17 protein-coding genes are annotated in these 16,587 nt (G+C 66.9%); 10 read left to right on the top strand and 7 right to left on the bottom strand.

From position 1 onward, the window contains the following. Positions 1–49: 49 nt before the first annotated feature. Positions 50–1,885 (top strand): S8 family serine peptidase, encoded by a 1,836-nt coding sequence (locus ACZ9J7_RS04200; protein WP_476207270.1) that lies wholly within the window; start codon positions 50–52, stop codon positions 1,883–1,885. 138 nt (positions 1,886–2,023) lie between these two features. After that, complete coding sequence (locus ACZ9J7_RS04195; RefSeq protein WP_476207269.1) at positions 2,024–2,821, top strand: phosphatase PAP2 family protein; 798 nt, start codon at positions 2,024–2,026, stop codon at positions 2,819–2,821. Between the two features lie 24 nt (positions 2,822–2,845). On the opposite strand, the gene ACZ9J7_RS04190 is transcribed toward ACZ9J7_RS04195, so the two are convergent. Continuing rightward, entirely contained in the window at positions 2,846–3,163 is a 318-nt protein-coding gene (locus tag ACZ9J7_RS04190) for a MerR family transcriptional regulator (protein ID WP_476207267.1), read from the bottom strand. 146 nt (positions 3,164–3,309) lie between these two features. On the opposite strand from ACZ9J7_RS04190, the gene ACZ9J7_RS04185 reads away from it, so the two are divergent. The 4 genes from ACZ9J7_RS04185 (at position 3,310) to ACZ9J7_RS04170 (ending at position 6,278) form a co-directional block, all read left to right on the top strand. Beyond that, entirely contained in the window at positions 3,310–3,735 is a 426-nt protein-coding gene (locus ACZ9J7_RS04185) for an Hsp20/alpha crystallin family protein (RefSeq protein ID WP_476211800.1), read from the top strand. Between the two features lie 58 nt (positions 3,736–3,793). Then, entirely contained in the window at positions 3,794–4,168 is a 375-nt protein-coding gene (locus ACZ9J7_RS04180) for a J domain-containing protein (RefSeq protein ID WP_476207265.1), read from the top strand. Between the two features lie 90 nt (positions 4,169–4,258). Continuing rightward, a complete protein-coding gene (locus ACZ9J7_RS04175) occupies positions 4,259–4,636 on the top strand; it encodes a hypothetical protein (protein ID WP_476207263.1) in 378 nt (125 codons plus the stop codon). A 97-nt stretch (positions 4,637–4,733) separates the two neighbouring features. After that, complete coding sequence (locus ACZ9J7_RS04170) at positions 4,734–6,278, top strand: glycoside hydrolase family 1 protein (RefSeq protein WP_476207262.1); 1,545 nt, start codon at positions 4,734–4,736, stop codon at positions 6,276–6,278. Between the two features lie 4 nt (positions 6,279–6,282). On the opposite strand, the gene ACZ9J7_RS04165 is transcribed toward ACZ9J7_RS04170, so the two are convergent. Both ACZ9J7_RS04165 and ACZ9J7_RS04160 read right to left on the bottom strand, forming a co-directional pair. Further along, positions 6,283–7,395: an App1 family protein gene (locus ACZ9J7_RS04165; RefSeq protein WP_476207260.1), complete on the bottom strand. Its 1,113-nt coding sequence runs from the start codon at positions 7,393–7,395 to the stop codon at positions 6,283–6,285. Positions 7,396–7,427: 32 nt separating this feature from the next. Further along, the gene (locus ACZ9J7_RS04160) at positions 7,428–8,159 is read right to left on the bottom strand and encodes a DUF72 domain-containing protein (protein ID WP_476207258.1); all 732 of its coding nucleotides are present in this window, start codon (positions 8,157–8,159) and stop codon (positions 7,428–7,430) included. A gap of 63 nt (positions 8,160–8,222) precedes the next feature. Here ACZ9J7_RS04160 and ACZ9J7_RS04155 point away from each other — a divergent pair, with 63 nt between their 5' ends. The 3 genes from ACZ9J7_RS04155 (at position 8,223) to ACZ9J7_RS04145 (ending at position 11,148) form a co-directional block, all read left to right on the top strand. After that, on the top strand, positions 8,223–10,031 hold the full coding sequence (locus tag ACZ9J7_RS04155; RefSeq protein ID WP_476207256.1) for a glycoside hydrolase family 15 protein: 1,809 nt from the start codon (positions 8,223–8,225) through the stop codon (positions 10,029–10,031). A 113-nt stretch (positions 10,032–10,144) separates the two neighbouring features. Continuing rightward, on the top strand, positions 10,145–10,435 hold the full coding sequence (locus tag ACZ9J7_RS04150; protein ID WP_476207254.1) for a hypothetical protein: 291 nt from the start codon (positions 10,145–10,147) through the stop codon (positions 10,433–10,435). Beyond that, positions 10,435–11,148 (top strand): HAD family hydrolase, encoded by a 714-nt coding sequence (locus ACZ9J7_RS04145; protein WP_476207252.1) that lies wholly within the window; start codon positions 10,435–10,437, stop codon positions 11,146–11,148. The genes ACZ9J7_RS04150 and ACZ9J7_RS04145 overlap by 1 nt, the downstream gene beginning before the upstream one ends. A gap of 9 nt (positions 11,149–11,157) precedes the next feature. Here the strand turns inward: ACZ9J7_RS04145 and ACZ9J7_RS04140 are convergent, their stop codons facing one another. Further along, positions 11,158–11,406 (bottom strand): hypothetical protein, encoded by a 249-nt coding sequence (locus ACZ9J7_RS04140; RefSeq protein ID WP_476207250.1) that lies wholly within the window; start codon positions 11,404–11,406, stop codon positions 11,158–11,160. Between the two features lie 183 nt (positions 11,407–11,589). Here ACZ9J7_RS04140 and ACZ9J7_RS04135 point away from each other — a divergent pair, with 183 nt between their 5' ends. Beyond that, positions 11,590–12,771 carry a zinc-dependent alcohol dehydrogenase gene (locus tag ACZ9J7_RS04135; protein ID WP_476207248.1) on the top strand — a complete coding sequence of 394 codons (1,182 nt, stop codon included), beginning with the start codon at positions 11,590–11,592 and terminating at the stop codon, positions 12,769–12,771. A gap of 78 nt (positions 12,772–12,849) precedes the next feature. Here ACZ9J7_RS04135 and ACZ9J7_RS04130 read toward each other — a convergent pair whose 3' ends face one another. The 3 genes from ACZ9J7_RS04130 to aceB are packed head-to-tail and all read right to left on the bottom strand — an operon-like array spanning position 12,850 to position 16,554. Further along, on the bottom strand, positions 12,850–13,662 hold the full coding sequence (locus ACZ9J7_RS04130) for a bifunctional allantoicase/(S)-ureidoglycine aminohydrolase (RefSeq protein WP_476207246.1): 813 nt from the start codon (positions 13,660–13,662) through the stop codon (positions 12,850–12,852). A 17-nt stretch (positions 13,663–13,679) separates the two neighbouring features. After that, entirely contained in the window at positions 13,680–14,954 is a 1,275-nt protein-coding gene (locus ACZ9J7_RS04125) for a DUF6986 family protein (protein ID WP_476207244.1), read from the bottom strand. 1 nt (position 14,955) lies between these two features. Next, positions 14,956–16,554 (bottom strand): malate synthase A, encoded by a 1,599-nt coding sequence (gene aceB / locus ACZ9J7_RS04120; RefSeq protein WP_476207242.1) that lies wholly within the window; start codon positions 16,552–16,554, stop codon positions 14,956–14,958. Positions 16,555–16,587 lie beyond the last annotated feature (33 nt).

Genomic DNA, 16,587 nt, shown 5'->3' with positions numbered 1-16,587 from the left:
CCGGCTCCTATCCTTTTGGTACCGCCAACTGCCACCGCAAGGACCCCACATGCGTACCCGATTCTTCGTGCTGCCTGCGCTCACGGCGCTGCTCTCCGCCGTCGTCCTTTCCGCTGCGTCCCTGCCCGCCGCCGCGGTGCCTGTGCCCGGACCACCCGCCGCCGGCAACGCAACGGGCCGCTACCTGGTGCAGTACGCTCCCTCTGCCGACCTGGCGGCCGAGGTGTCCGGACTACGCGGGCAGGGCCTCGCCGTCGGCCGCACTTTTGAACACGCCCTGCGCGGCGCCGTTGTCAGCGCGACCCCCGCCCAGGCCGCGGCCCTGGCCCGGTCCGGGAAAGTGTTGTCCGTGGAGCCCGACGCGCCCGTGACGCTGTCCGGGACCGAGCAGCCCGCACCCTGGGGCCTGGACCGCACCGACCAGCGGACCCTGCCGCTGTCCGGGACCTACTCGTGGACCGGGACCGGCGCCGGTGTGACCGCCTACGTGGTGGACACCGGCATCCTGGCCTCACACACCGACTTCGGCGGCCGGGTGGCAGCGGGCTGGACCGCGGTGGCAGACGGCAACGGAACCACCGACTGCAACGGCCACGGCACCCACGTGGCCGGCACTGTGGCCGGGTCCACGTACGGGGTCGCCAAGGGCGCCACCCTGGTCCCTGTCAGGGTGCTCGATTGCAGCGGGTCCGGCTACAACTCGGACGTGGTGGCCGGCCTGGACTGGATCGCCGCGAACCATGTTGCCGGGACACCCGCCGTAGCCAACCTCAGCCTGGGCGGCGCGGCCAGCAGCACGGTGGACAGTGCGGTCCAGGCGGTCCTGGCTGACGGCGTGACCACCGTGGTGGCGGCAGGCAACTCCGCTGTGGACGCCTGCACAGGCTCACCGGCCCGCGTCCCCGGAGCCGTGACCGTGGCAGCCAGCGACTCCACCGACAAGCAGGCCTCTTTCTCCAACTACGGGTCCTGCGTTGACCTGTACGCTCCCGGTCTCGGCATCACCTCCGACTACTACACCTCCACCACGGCCACGGCGTCCATGTCCGGAACGTCCATGGCGGCCCCGCGCACCGCCGGCGCCGCAGCCCTGCTGCTCTCGCAGAACCCCGCCCTGGCACCAGCCGACGTGGCCGCGGCACTGGCAGCCAACGCCACACCCGGAGTGGTCACCGGTGCCACCACAGGAACCCCGAACCGCCTGCTGTTTACGGGCGCGGACGCCGTGGCTCCTGCTCCTGCTCCTGCCCCGACCATCACCTCGGTTTCGCCAACCGCCAAGGCCACCGCTGTGGTCGCGGGTACGAACGTGGCGGCCACCTTCAGCGCCCCTGTCCAGGGCGTTTCCGCCATGACCTTCGTGCTCAAAAACGCCGCAGGGGCCGCCATCGCCGCCACCGTCACGTACAACGCCACCACCAGGACCGCCACCCTCGACCCGGCCGCAAACCTCGCCGCAGACGCTACCTACACGGCCACGCTGGTGGGCGGAACCTCTGCCATCCGGGACACCGTGGGCACACCGCTGGCCACCTCAAGCTGGACTTTCACTACCGGCCCCGCGCCCACCCTCACCAGCTACACCCCGGGCAGCAACGCGCTCCTGGTCCGCCGGAACAGCAACGTCAGCGCCACCTTCAGCGAAGCCATCCAGGGCGCCGGCACCACCACTTTCACCCTCCGGAACGCCTCCACCGGCGCCGCAGTTGCAGCGTCCGTCTACCGGAACGGCACCACCAACCAGTGGATCCTCGACCCCCAGGAACCGCTGGCCGCCAAGACCCGCTACACCGTGACGCTGACGGGCGGTGCTGCCGGAATCCGGGACCTGGCCGGCAATCCGCTGGCCGGCCGCAGCTGGCAGTTCACCACCGGCTCCTACTGACCGCCGCAACGGCTGCCGGCCGTCCTTCCGCCCGGTGATGGAGCGAACGGCCTTACATGGGGATAATCTTCAGCCTAGGCATTCACACAGCACGCCCATCCGGCGTGCACATACCAGGGCGCAGGGACGGGCAGTACATTGGCACAGAAATCAGCAGGTTCCGCAGCCGCGGAGGCCAAATCCGGCAAGTGGCACACCTTCAATGAAAAGTTCGTGGTGGAGGAGCGCTATATCGACCCTGCCGACCGGCGCCGGCTTTACCGGGCTTCGGTCATCCTGGCCGTGGTGGGGCTGGCGCTCTTCATTGCCACGCTGACCAGCGTGCTGCAGTCCAACGGCCTCACTGTTGCGGACCACCCGGTGCACGACTGGCTCCTGACAACCCGCTCGGCAGCACTTACCGCCTTCATGATCTTCCTGGCCGTGTTCTTCGGCCCCATCGCCCTGCCCATCATTGTGCTGGTGGTGATCCTCGTCTGGGGATTCGCAGCCAAACATGCCTGGCGCCCCATCCTGCTGGCATCTGCGATGCTGACAGGGGTGATCATCTCCCAGATCATCCTGCACATCGTCCAGCGCTCGCGGCCCCCCGTTGACCAAATGCTGTTCGGCGCGGACCAGACCTTCTCCTACCCGTCCGGACACGTCCTGGGGGCCTGCGACTTCCTGCTGGTGGGCGCCTACCTGATCTTCTCCCGCCGCCGGAACCCCCGGTCCGCCGTCTTTGGCTTCATCGGGGCCGGGATCGGGATCATCCTTGCCATTGGCAGCCGGCTCTACCTGGGCTACCACTGGCCCACCGACACCCTTGCATCCTTCTCGCTGTCGCTGCTCATCCTGGGCGGAGTCATCGCCCTGGACACCTGGCGGACCGCGAGGATCCCGGGCGAACCGGTAACGGGAGAGCTCTCCAAGGAGGAATCCGGCCGGGAGTAGGGCCCCATCGGACGCGGAGGCACATTACTGCGGCCGGGACCTGGCGCGTTTCAGGGCCCGGTGCAGCTCCACGTTCGCTGCCTCCAGTTCCAGGACCTTGGCAATACCCGCCAGGTTGAGCCCCTCCTCAAGGAGTTCCCCGATCCGCTGCAGGACGGCGATATCGGCGTCACTGTACTGCCTGGTACCGCCGGCCGTCCTGGAGGGCGTCAACAGCCCCCTTGTTTCGTACAGCCTGATGTTCTGCTGCCCGGTGCCCGTGAGCTCAGCGGCCACCGAAATGGCGTAAAGGGCCCGCGACCCGGGCGCACGCGCGGGCCGTCCCGCCCCAGGATCTGCCATCCGTACTCCCAAAATTTGTTCCGGCCGGTACCTTGCTTCAGTTTTCCACGGGTGCTATAAAAAATCTATATCCACTGCCATAGATTTAGCTGGCATTGGACGAAGGCGCAGATCCATCACCTTGGAAGCTGAAGGAGTGGGAAATGATGTTGATGCGTACCGACCCGTTCCGTGAGCTGGACCGGCTCACGCAGCAGGTCTTTGGAACCGCCGCGCGTCCGGCCGCGATGCCCATGGACGCCTGGCAGGAGGACGGCGAATTCGTGGTGGCGTTCGACCTTCCAGGCGTGAAGGTGGACTCGCTGGACCTGAACGTTGAACGGAACGTCCTGACGGTGCGGGCCGAACGCCAGGACCCCACGCAGCCCAATGTGGAACTCGTGGCCTCGGAACGTCCCCGCGGCGTATTCAGCCGCCAGTTGATCCTGGGTGACACCCTGGACACCGGGAAGATCAGGGCCAGCTACGACCAGGGCGTCCTCACCCTGCGGATTCCGGTTGCCGAGCAGGCCAAGCCGCGCAAGATCGAGATCCAGACCCGGCAGGGCGGGATGCAGGAGATCAATACCTAGGTTCTGCCTGCGCGCCCCTGCCGGTCCCGGCGGGGGCGCCGGTGAACAGGAGGCTGGGATGACGGATGTCCCCGACTACTACGCGGTCCTGGGCGTAGGCCGGGATGCCACCCGGCAGGAGATCTCCCATGCGTACCGGGTCCTCATGCGCAGCCACCATCCCGACATGGGCGGCAGCTACGAGGACGTGGACGAACGGCCACTTGGAAACCCCGCGACGGCCGGCGCCCCGGCCCAGCGTGACGAACTCCTGGGAATCATGCAGGCGTTTTACGTGCTCAGTGATCCCGGACGCCGCGCGGACTACGACCGGCGGCCGGCTGCGGGGGCAGCCACCGTGGTTCCGGTCCGGACAGTCCACGGTCCCGGCCGTGCACCCGGACCTGTCATCCGCATCACCCCGGTGCGGTGGGAAAGCGGGCCGTGGGCCTGAAAGCGGGCCGTCGGCCTGAAACCGGCCCCGGCCCTGAACCGGGGAACCAATTAAACCCAGTCCCCATCATCCAAGGAGGCGGAAAGCTGCATGAGCGACTGGCGGCGCTACGATTCACACCTCATTCCCGCATTCCATGAGCGCTTCGAACAGCGCTGGGGCCCGGGAACCGCACCCTTCCTGGACCCTGAGGCGCACGAACAGCCGCTGCCGCGGGCGCAATGGATCAATCCGGCCACGGGCGCGGCGCTGGCAGTGGTCCCCGTCTGGACGGCGGACGAAAACCAGCAGCGTTCCTTCGGGGTGTTCTACCTGCCGCCGGCGGGCGACATCTGGGTCCTGCGGCCCGGCTATACCGGGTACCTTGAACCGTCCGACGGCGACTCGGAGCACCTGGTGACCCTCCGCAATGACGCCTTCCGCAAGGCAGTGGCGCACGCCAAGGAGTTCCTGTTCGGGTCACAGTAGGCGCCCGTGCCCGGCGCGGAGTTGCTGCTCGTCAGCCGTCTTGCGCTGTGACATTCTGGGACGTACCAAACTTCCGTGACCAAAAGGCTGGACCCCCATGCACATCACCGCCAAGGACCTCGCAGCGCTCATCCCCCCGGGGTTCACGCTTGGCGTCGCAACCGCAGCATTCCAGATCGAGGGAGCCCTGGACGAAGACGGCCGCGGACCTTCCGGCTGGGACAGGTTCGCCGCGAAACCGGGCGCCATCGTGGAGGACCACAGCCCGGTGGTGGCCACTGACCACTACCACCGGATGCCGCAGGACGTAGCCCTGCTGAAGCAGCTCGGCGTGGACTCCTACCGGTTCTCCTTCTCCTGGCCGCGCATCCAGCCCGGCGGGACCGGCCCGGCCAACCGCGCGGGGCTCGCCTTCTACGACCGGCTCCTGGACGAGCTCCTGGCCAACGGGATCTCGCCCATGGCCACCATCTACCACTGGGATACGCCCCTGGAGCTGGACGAAACGGGCGGCTGGATGAACCGCGATACGGCCTACCGGCTGGGGGAGTACGCCGCAATCGTGGCTGAGGCTTTCGGGGACCGGGTGGCCCGCTGGGTCACCGTCAACGAACCGGCAACCGTGAGCGCGAACGGCTACGCATTTGGCGTCCACTCGCCGGGCAAGGAGCTCGCCCTGGGCGCCTTCCCCACCGTCCACCACCAGCTGCTGGGCCATGGCCTGGCGGTCCAGGCCCTCCGCGCCGCCAAGGTGCCGGGTGAAATCGGGATGACCAATGTGTACTCACCCATGGTGCCGAACTCGATCAATCCGCTGGACAAGATCAGTGCCGGGGTCATGGACCTTGGCCAGAACCGGCTGTACGCGGACCCGGTCCTGACGGGCAAATACCCGGACCTGATCCGTGCGGCGAAGTTCTTCAGTTCCTTCGATCACCCGGACGGGGACATGGAGATCATCTCCCAGCCCCTGGACTTCTATGGGCTCAACTACTACATGCCCACCAAGGTGGCGGCGGGGCCCGGCAGCGGCACCGTGCCCTCAAGCATGGCGGAAGCCATGGGCAGCGACCTCAACGCCACGGGCAGCGGTGCAACGCCGTTCCACGTGGAAGCCTGGCCGGAAGCGGACATTACCGCCTACGGGTGGCCGGTCAAACCGGAGTACATGGCCGTGGCACTGAAGGAGATGGCGGACCGGTACCCCAACCTGCCGCCCGTGATCATCACCGAAGGCGGCGCCAGCTTCGAGGACATCATTGTCCGGGACAAGTCCACCAACACCCGGTTCATCCCGGATGAACGCAGGCTGAAGTACATCTCCGACCACCTTGAAACCGCGCTGCGGGCAACGGCCCCCGGTGGGGTGGCCGAGTCCGTGGACCTGCGCGGCTACTACGTGTGGTCGTTCCTGGACAACTTCGAATGGTCCGCGGGCTATAAGCAGCCGTTCGGCCTGCTGCACGTTGACTTCGAAACACTGGAGCGCACGCCCAAGGCCTCCTACTTCTGGTTCCAGGAACTCATCGAGGAACGCGACCTGGCAGCAGCCGCCGAGGCCGCCATCGCCCAGGCGGTGGTTCCGGACCTGCTGCCCAGCGACGACCTCCCCGGCAGCGATGACCTGTTGGCCAACCCCTGAGTAGTCAGCCGCGGAGCAGGTCCAACATGGCGAGCTGCTTGGCGATGCCGGCGCCGTCGGGGGAGTAGATCCACGGCACGCGGGAAGAAGCGTGGTCCCCGTCCTCGGAGTGGCCGCCGGCGAACACCGACTCGCTGACGGACAGCTGCCTGATGGCGATCGCCGCGACCTTTTCCGGGTTTTCGGCGGCGAAAGCCGAGTAAATGGCCTCGTCATGCTGCCCGTTGTCGCCGATCAGGAGCCACCGCATGTCCGGGAACTCCTGGGCGAGCCGCTCCAGGTTGCGGTGCTTGTGGTCCTGGCCGCTGCGGAACCAGCGGTCCTGGGTGAGGCCCCAGTCCGTCAGCAGCAGCGTGCCCTTGGGGTACATGTTGCGCGTCAGGAAGCGTCCCAGCGTGGGGGCTGCGTTCCAGGGGCCGGTGGAGAGGTAGATGACCGGGGCCTCGGGATGTTCAATGGTCAGGCGGTCCAGCAGCACGGCCATCCCCGGCGTGGCCATGCGTGCCCGTTCGCTGAGCACGAAGGTGTTCCACAGCGCCAGGAAGGGCCGGGGCAGGGCGGTCACCATGACGGTGTCGTCGATGTCGGACACGATGCCGAATTCCACGCCGGGTGCGATTACCTGGATCAAAGCCTCCGCGGGCTCGGTCCCCTCCGCGCGCAGGACTGCGGTGTGCCAGCCCGGGGAAAGCTGCACATCAACCTCGGTGTCGATGAGTCCGCCCCGGTCCGCCGTGACGTGGGTGACGACGTCCCCGATGGTGATCTCGACGTCGGTAAACTGCAGCGGCACCCCGGTGAAAGCACGCCAGCCCCGGATGTTCTGGTTTCCGTTTTTCGCCTCGTGCTCGGCTTTGCTCCCCGGGAGCGGCTTGTGGGTCAGCAGCACGCGCCCCAGCACCCTGACCCGCGTGGTGGAACCATAGCCCTGGTAGGCGATGGTCTGCGGTACGAACTTCCACCGCTTGGCCAGTGTGATACGGACATCGTTGACCGAGTCGGACACCCAATGCGCCAACCGGAAAAAGCGGCTTCCCGACAACGCGTACTGGCCTATCTTGTCCTGCCGTGGCGCGGGGGCGTTGTCCTGGGCTGGGTTCTGCGGAGCCGTGTCCATGCCCTAACTCTGCCACAGGGCGGCGGCAGCCTTCAGCCTGCGCCCAGGATCCCGCGCAGGGTCCAGGCATTCCGCACGGCGTTCCCGCCGCCGTCGTTATTGAAGTACGCGAAGACGTCGATGCCCGCGCTGTCCCACCCGCGGATGCGGTCCGCCCACCAGTGCATGTCCGCATCCGAATAGGAACCGCCATACAGGTGCTCGTGGTCCGGCCCGTGCAGCCGGACGTACGCGAAAGGCGCGGTGGTCCGGAGGATGCACGGAAGGTTGGCGCCGCTCATGATGCAGTAGGCCGCCTGGTGCCGCTCCAGCAAGGCGAACACCCCGGGGGAGTCCCAGCTGGGGTGCCGGAACTCCACGGCCACCCTGATCCAGGACGGAAGCGCGGCGAGGAAATAGTCCAGCCGGGCGTCGTCGCGCTCCAGCTGCGGCGGCAGCTGGACCAGGAGCACCGCCCGTTTGTCCCCCAGCTCATGCCAGCACCGGGCAATGCGCTCAATCCAGACCTCCGGTGAATAGAGCTTGCGCGCATGGGTCAGGCCGCGGGGCGCCTTGACGGACATGGTGAAACCGGGCGGCAACCGCCGGTTCCAGCCCGCGAAGGTGGTGTCCCGGGGCCACCGGTAGAAGCTGGCATTCAACTCAACCGTGCTGAACCCGGAGACGTAGCTTTGGAGCCTGTCCCGGGCGGGCAGGCCCGGCGGGTACAGGACGTTCTCCCAGTGGTCGTAGCTCCAGCCGGAGGTGCCGATATGGATCGCCATTTCCCTCACGCTACACCTGGATATTCCCCTTCCGTTCGGAGCTCTGTGTGGCAGGGTGTTCTCATGGCGCGAATTGAAGATTATGCGGTGGTTGGCGACCTTCACACGGGGGCCCTGGTCAGCAAGGAAGGCTCGATCGACTGGCTCTGCCTCCCGCGGTTCGATTCCCCTGCCTGCTTCAATGCGCTTCTGGACACCCCTGACGCGGGACGCTGGCTGTTGGCGCCGGAGGGCGGGGGAACCTGCACGCGCCGCAGCTACCGGGACGGCAGCCTGGTGCTGGACACCGAATGGGAAACGCCTGACGGAACGGTCCGGGTCACCGACTTCATGCCGCCCAGGGATTCAGTCGCCGATATTGTCCGCATCGTGGAGGGCATCAGCGGGACCGTCAAAATGCACGGAGAGCTGGTCATGAGGTTCGACTACGGCCATATCGTCCCATGGGTGCGGAAGGATAAACGCGGACTGCACGCCATCGCCGGCCCGGATGCCGTCTACCTGGTGACCCCGGCCCCGCTGCATGGCGAGAACATGCACACGGTCAGCGACTTCACGGTCAGCGCCGGCGAGAAGGTACCGTTCGTGCTGACCTGGGCGCCAAGCCACGTGGGACGGCCGGTCAGCGTTGAGGCAGAGCACGTCCTGGACAGCACTTTCGAATTCTGGCGGGGCTGGTCCTCGCAGTGCACCGTCAAGGGGAAGTACCAGGACGCCGTGGTCCGTTCCCTGGTGACGCTCAAGGCACTGACCTACGCACCCACAGGGGGCATCGTCGCGGCTATCACCACGTCCCTCCCCGAGCAGCCCGGCGGCCAGCGGAACTGGGACTACCGGTACTGCTGGCTGCGGGATGCCGCCATGACCCTGCAGGCCCTGCTGGCTGCCGGCTACACGGCGGAGGCTGCTGCCTGGCGGGACTGGCTGCTCCGGGCCGTCGCGGGTGACCCCGCCGACCTGCAGATCATGTACGGGATCCACGGCGAGCGGCGGTTGCCGGAGATGGAACTGCCGTGGCTGAAGGGCTACGAGAACTCCACCCCGGTTCGGATCGGAAATGCGGCGGCGGAGCAGTTCCAGCTGGATGTGTGGGGCGAGGTCCTTGACTGCCTGGCCCTGACCCGGAACTCACTGCTGAAGCACACGGACGAAGCGTGGGATGTGCAGATCGCCCTGATGGAGCACCTGGAAACCATCTGGGACCAGCCGGACAACGGCCTCTGGGAGATGCGGGGACCACGCCGGCATTTCACCCACTCCAAGGTCATGGCGTGGGTTGCCGCCGACCGGATGGTGAAGGGCGTACGGGAATCCGGGCTTCCGGGCCCGGTGGAGCGGTGGGAGGCCCTCCGGGACCAGATCCACGCGGACATCATGGCCAATGGGTTCGATGCCGAGCGCAACACGTTCGTCCAGTCCTATGGCCGCCCGGAACTGGATGCCAGCCTGCTGCTGATTCCCCGTGTGGGATTCCTTCCTCCCGACGACCCCCGGGTGGTGGGGACCATCGAAGCGATCCAGCGGGAGTTGACCCAGGACGGATTCGTGCTGCGCTACAAGCCGGGGGAGAGCGACGACGGCCTGCCGGGGGATGAAGGGGTCTTCCTGGCCTGCTCGTTCTGGCTGGTGGAGGCGCTGCTGGGTGCCGGGCGCCCCGAGGAATCGCGCGAACTTTTCGAGCGGTTGCTGGAACTGCGCAACGACGTTGGGCTGCTGAGCGAGGAATGGGCAGTAAAGGCCGGGCGGCAACTGGGCAATACACCGCAGGCCTTCAGCCACTTTGCGCTTGTGACTAGCGCCCTGGAGCTCCATCAGGATACGGTTCGCCGCAGTGACACTCCCTTTCCGCAGGACAAGGCGGATTCGCACTGAGGCGGTGCGGAACGGGCTGGAACTTCTCCTTCGCAGGATAGATAAGTATACTTACTAACAACTCATGGAGTGCCCCCAAGCACAGTGCCGTGATTGACGGAGGAGTGATAGTTATGGCCGGATTTTTTGAACTCGTGGATGCCCCCGACGGTGGTTACCGGATCAGGATGATGGACGGAAGCGGGAACCTGATGGCCATCTCGGTTACCTTCCCCACCAAGCGGGCCGCTGTGGCAGGGGTCGCCATGGCCCGGGAAATCGCCGGTACGGGCCTGATCCGGGACAAGAGCCTGGATGGCGCCGGATCCGTCATCCGCGAACGCGTGCGGCCCGTCAGTTCACCCAAGGAAGAAGCGGCCAGGCTTAAAAAGTCGCCCGGCGTCCGACGGGCAGCGGTGGGCTGATGGCTGAATCCACCACACCCCCTGGCGGCTCCCGCCGGGGGGTCCTGTTTGACGTTGACGGGACGCTGATCGACTCGTCGTACATCCATACCGTCGCCTGGTGGGGTGCGTTCCGCCAGTACGGCCACGACGTCCCCATGGCAGCCATCCATCGGCTCGTCGGCATGGGAGGCGCCCGTTTGGTGGACCACCTCCTGCCGTCCGGCCGCGACCGGGACGAGGACGAGGACATCATGGCCAGCCATGGCGCACTCTACGCCTCGCACTGGCCGTCGCTGCGCGCCCTGGACGGGGCCAAGGACCTGTTGGGCCAGTGCCATGCCGGGGGCGTTGCTGTTGCGCTGGCCTCCTCTGCGCGGCAGCGGGACCTGGAGGTCATGCGCTCCGTCCTAGACGCCGACGCCTTCATCGACGCCGCCACCAGCGCCAATGATGCGAAGGAGAGCAAGCCTGCGCCGGACATCCTGGAGGCAGCCCTGGAGGCTGTGGGGGTGGACGCCGCGGACGCCGTTTACGTGGGCGACGCGGTTTGGGACATGAAGGCGGCGGGTGCCTTGGGGATCCCGGCCATTGGACTTACCTGCGGGGGAATCCATGCGGCCGAACTTCGGGAGGCGGGGGCCGTCGAGGTCTATGACGGGCCGCGCCACCTGCTGCAGAACCTGGGTGCCAGCGCCATTGGGCGGCTGCTCGTGCTGGAGCCGCGCTCCTAAATCTTCCGGCTACAGCGGCTGTCCGCCCGGCAAGGAGTCTTCCTCGCCGGCGATGGCGGGCTTTGTCCAGGACACGATCACCTTGACCGATCCGTCGTCGTTCCGTTCGATATCGGTGGTGACTTCGGCGGTAGGCGCCCCCATCTCCTCGATTCGCATCCGGTAGGTGCTGACCAGTTCCGCCAGGCTTTCTTCGGTCCATTCGCCCGGACGCATGCGGGTGGAGATCTCGACCGGTTCCGGCTGGTAGAGCGACATGGCGTTCCTCTTTCTGTTTCCCGACCCTCCTACGCTAGGGGCCCTGGGTGGCGGCCACAAGCTTTTAATCAGCATGCTTACTTTTTTCCGCCAAAACAGATAGCGTCGAAGAAAGGGGTGCCGGCAGGCGCCCTGCCCCGCCCGGGGAGACCCCCGCGGGCACAGCAGAGCGAAAGGGAGACTGTGAAAGCACTGACGTGGCAAGGAAAACGATCGGTAAGCGTGGAAGAAGTGCCCGATCCCGTCATCCAAGAACCTACGGACGCGATCGTTCGGATCACCTCCACGGCAATCTGTGGCTCCGACCTCCACCTCTATGAGGTCCTCGGCCCCTACATGCACAAGGGCGACGTCATCGGACACGAACCGATGGGCATCGTGGAGGAAGTGGGCAGCGGCGTCACCAACCTCCGCAAGGGAGACCGCGTGGTGGTCCCCTTCAATATCTCCTGCGGTTCCTGCTACATGTGCAAGCAGGGCCTGCAGTCCCAGTGCGAAACCACCCAGGTCAAGGAAAAGGGCTCCGGCGCCGCCCTCTTTGGCTACTCGGAGCTCTACGGTTCCGTTCCCGGCGGCCAGGCCGAGTACCTGCGCGTGCCCCACGCCGATTACGGTCCCGTGAAGGTGGGCAGCGAGCTTCCGGACGAGCGCTACCTGTTCCTTTCCGACATCCTCCCCACCGCCTGGCAGGCCGTGGAGTACGCGGACGTCCCGCCCGGCGGCACGCTCGCTGTGTTCGGCCTGGGGCCAGTGGGCCAGTTTGCCGGACGCATCGGCGTGCACCGCGGCTTCCGGGTGATCGGGATCGACCCCGTCGCTGAACGGCGCGCCATGGCGGAACGGCACGGCGTGGAAACGCTCGATTACAGCAAAACCATCGCGGACGAACTCCGGGAGTCGACGGGCGGGCGCGGCCCCGACGCGGTGGTTGACGCCGTCGGCATGGAAGCCCATGGTTCCCCGGTGACAGGGTTCGCCCACCAGGCGCTGGGCCTCCTGCCGGACAAGCTGGCCCAGAAGGCGATGGAGACCAGCGGCGTGGACCGGCTGGCAGCGCTGCATGCTTCCGTTGATGCGGTGCGGCGCGGCGGTACGTTGTCCCTGAGCGGGGTGTACGGCGGGACGGCCAGCCCGATGCCGCTGCTCACCATGTTCGACAAGCAGCTCCAGGTGCGCATGGGGCAGTGCAACGTGCGGCGCTGGACCGATGACATCCTTCCGCTCGTGGAGGACGACGCCGATCCGCTGGGTGTCATGGACCTGGTCACCCACCGGTCCAACCTGGACGGTGCGCCTGCCCTGTACGAGAAGTTCCAGAAGAAGGAAGACGGCTGCATCAAGGTGGTCCTGAACCCCGCCGCCTGACCAACAGCATCGACAGCAGAGGCCGTTATGGACATTCCATAACGGCCTCTGCTGTCTGCCCGGATGGGTCAGGGGCGCTTAGGTGAGCTTCACCTGGCGGTTCATGTCCTTGTAGAGCAGGTAGCGGAATTCCCCGGGGCCGCCGGCGTAGCAGGCCTGCGGGCAGAAGGCGCGCAGCCACATGAAGTCACCGGCCTCTACCTCCACCCAGTCGTTGTTCAGCAGGTACATGGCCTTGCCTTCCAGGACATAGAGGCCGTGCTCCATCACGTGGGTTTCCGGGAACGGGATGACGCCACCGGGCTGGAACGTGACGATGTTGACCTGCATGTCGTGGGCGAGGTCGTTCGAGTCCGTGAACCGGGTGGTCTTCCAGACGTCATTGGTGTCCGGCATGGACGTGGGCTCCACGTCCTTCTCATTGGTCACGAAGGACTTGGCCTCGTACCCTTCAAGACGCTCGTAGGCCTTGCGGATCCAATGGAAGGAAACGACGTCGTCGGAGACGTTTTCCAGGCCCCATTCCGACCCCGCGGCCAGATACGCGTAGCCGCCCTCCTCGAGCGGGTGCAGTTCGCCGTCGAGGGTGAGGTTGACCTTGCCGCGCGTAACGAAAATGACGCCCTCCACGCCGGCCTCGAATTCGGCCTTCGGCGCTCCTCCGCCCGGTGCGATCTCGACGATGAGCTGCGAGAAGGTGGTGGCGAAGCCGGAGATGGGGCGGGCGATGATCCAGGACCGGGTGTTCGAAAAGCCCGGCAGGTTGGATGTGACGATGTCCGTCATCACGCCCTTCGGGATCACCGTGTAGGCCTCGGTGACGATGGCCCGTTCGGTGGTGAGGTGGGTCTGCGGCGGGAGTCCGCCGGTGGGGGAGTAGTACTTGCCCATTGAAAGGAATCCTTTGGCTAGGAATTGGAGGTGGTGGCGAGCCGCGGGTGGGCCAGGGCGGTGAGCTGGGGAAGCCCGACGCCGGCAAGCGCCTGGACTTCCTCGGCGCCGACTGCCCCGCACTGGACGCCGCGCAGGACGAACGCGGCCAGGGCCCGGGCGGTGGCGGGTTCGTCCATGACGCCGCCTTCGGTCCGCTCCACGTAGTTGCGCAGGCGGGCGGCGGCAGCCGGCAGGCCTTCGCGGTAGAAGGCATAAGTAGCGGCGAACCGGCTGGGCAGTTGGGCCGGGTGCAGGTCCCAGCCCTGGTAGTAGCCGCGTTCCAGGGACCTTCGGACCAGGCGCCCGTGCAGCTGCCAGGCGTTCTCCACGTTGTCGCCCACCGGGATGATGTTGGTGGAGCCGTCGGAAAGCCGGATGCCGGTGCCTGCCACGGCCAGCTGCATGACCTCCTTGGCGAAGTCCGCCACCGGGTGCTCCATGGACTGGTACTCCGCGGAGATCTGCAGCGAAGCCGAGTAGTCGTACGTGCCGTAGTGCAGCCCGCTGATCCGCCCGGGCACGGCATGCGGGAGCTGCGCCACAGGTGACGTGCCCTCCGGACCGAGGATCAGCTGTGGCGTTTCCACCTGCACCTCGAACCGCAGCCGTCCCGCAGGAAGGCCGTGCACGTCCTCGAGCCGGGAGACCGCATAGTCCATGGCCTGTACCTGCGCCACAGTAGTGACCTTGGGCAGGGTCAGGACCAGGCCATCCGGCAATTCGCCGGCAGCGGCCAGGCCGGAGACGAAGAGGTCCAGGGTCCGCAGGCCGCGGGCCCGGGTGGGAGCCTCGAAGCATTTGAAGCGGATGCCGATGAACGGGGGAGCTGACCCGGCAGCGACTGCCGTGGCCACCGCGGACGCCGCGGCAACCGCGGCGGCATCCTCGGCGTCGTCGCCCCTGTCCCCAAAGCCGTCCTCGAAATCCAGGCGCAGGTCCTCAATCGGCTCGGTTTGGAGCTTGGCCTGGACGCGGCCTGCCACGGCTTCGGCGAGCCCGGCGTCCTGGCCAAGCAGCCGGCCCAGCTCCCCGAAGCCGCCGTGGGCTTCCGCCGTCGCGATTGCCTGGGCGCCCCAGTCGGCCGCGAGCGAGGGCGTGAACCGGTCCGCTGGCACGTACACCGTGTGCACGGGCTGGCGGGAGCCGTCGTCGCCCGGGTAGTTCTGTTCCAGCAGCCGGTCGGTGCCGGCAAGCTGCCCGTCAATGTGCGCGAGGTCCCCCGCGGAGAGCGAGGACTTGGGTGCTGCCATCTCAGCCCACCAGTTCGTAGGCAGGCGTGGTGAGGAAATCGGTGTAATCGTCCGAGAGGCAGATGTCAGCGATGAGTTCGCCGGCCGGCTGGTAGTAGCGGCGGAATGCCTCGTCACCGAATTCGGTGCGGAGCCGGTCCGTTTCCTCGCCGAGGATCCGTTCTACCAGTTCCCGGGTCACGGTGTTGCCCGTATCCGCGAGGATGGACTTGTTGCGGATCTGCTGCCACACCTGGGAACGGGAGATCTCCGCAGTGGCGGCATCCTCCATCAGGTTGTGGATGGCCACGGCGCCGTTTCCGGACAGCCACACCGCCGTGTAGGCGACGGCCACGTACAGGTTCAGGCGCAGCCCGGCCTCGGTGACCTGCCCGCCGGCGGACTGGACGTCCAGCAGCTGCTCTGCGGTGACCGAAACCTCCGGGCGCTGCTTGTCCACCTGGTTGGGCTTGTCGCCGAGCACGGAGTCGAAGACTTCGCGGCAGGTGGGCACCAGGTCCGGGTGGGCAACCCAGGAGCCGTCGAAGCCATCGTTGGCCTCGCGGGTCTTGTCCGCGCGGACCTTCTCGAACGCGGCCTCGGTGACTTCGGGGTGGCGCCGGTTCGGGATCACCGCGGCCATGCCGCCCATGGCGAAGGCGCCGCGCCGGTGGCAGGTCTTGACCAGGAGCTCGGTGTAGGCGCGCATGAAGGGGGCGGTCATTGCCACGGAGGCGCGGTCCGGCAGGACGAACTCCTCGCCGGCATCGCGGAAGTACTTGATGATGCTGAACAGGTAGTCCCAGCGGCCGGCGTTGAGGCCGGAGGCGTGGTCCCGCAGTTCGTACAGGATTTCGTCCATCTCGAAGGCGGCCGGGATGGTTTCGATCAGCACCGTGGCGCGGATGGTGCCCTGGTTCAGGCCGAGGAAGTCCTGCGCGAACACGAACACGTCGTTCCAGAGCCGTGCTTCGAGGTGGCTCTCCATCTTGGGCAGGTAGTAGTACGGGCCCTGCCCGTTGAGGACCAGCTGCTTGGCGATGTGGAAGAAGTGCAGGCCGAAGTCCACCAGGGCACCAACCGCCGGTTCACCGTTCACCAGCAGGTGCTTCTCCTGCATGTGCCAGCCGCGGGGGCGCGCCACCACGACGGCGAGCGGTGCGTCGGTGCGGAGCCGGTACTCCTTGCCTTCCTCCGAGGTGTAGCTGAGCCTGCCCTGGGCGGCGTCGCGGAGGTTCAGGATGGCGTCGATGACATTGGCCCAGGTGGGTGTGCTGGCGTCCTCCAGGTCCGCCAGCCACACCTTGGCGCCGGAGTTCAGGGCGTTGATGGCCATCTTGGCCGGCGAGGCGGGGCCGGTCATCTCCACCCGGCGGTCCTGCAGGGCGTCCGGTGCCGGCGCAACCTTCCAGTCGCCGTCGCGCACGTCCTTGGTCTCGGGCAGGAAATCGAGCTTGCCCGTTTCCGCCACCCGCTGGCGCTTGACGGCACGGGCTGCCAGGAGCTCGTTGCGGGTGCCGGCGAACCGGTTGTGGAGCTCCTCCACGAAGGCCAGCGCCTTGGGGGTGAGGATCTCCTCTGCGCGGTCGATCGGCCGGGGATCTGCGACGGTGATGGCCATTTCTGGTCCTTTCCTTAGGCTGGGAGTCGGGCG

It is taken from the genome of Pseudarthrobacter sp. TE9888 (assembly GCF_056279345.1).
This window is presented reverse-complemented; position numbering and strand designations above follow the sequence as displayed.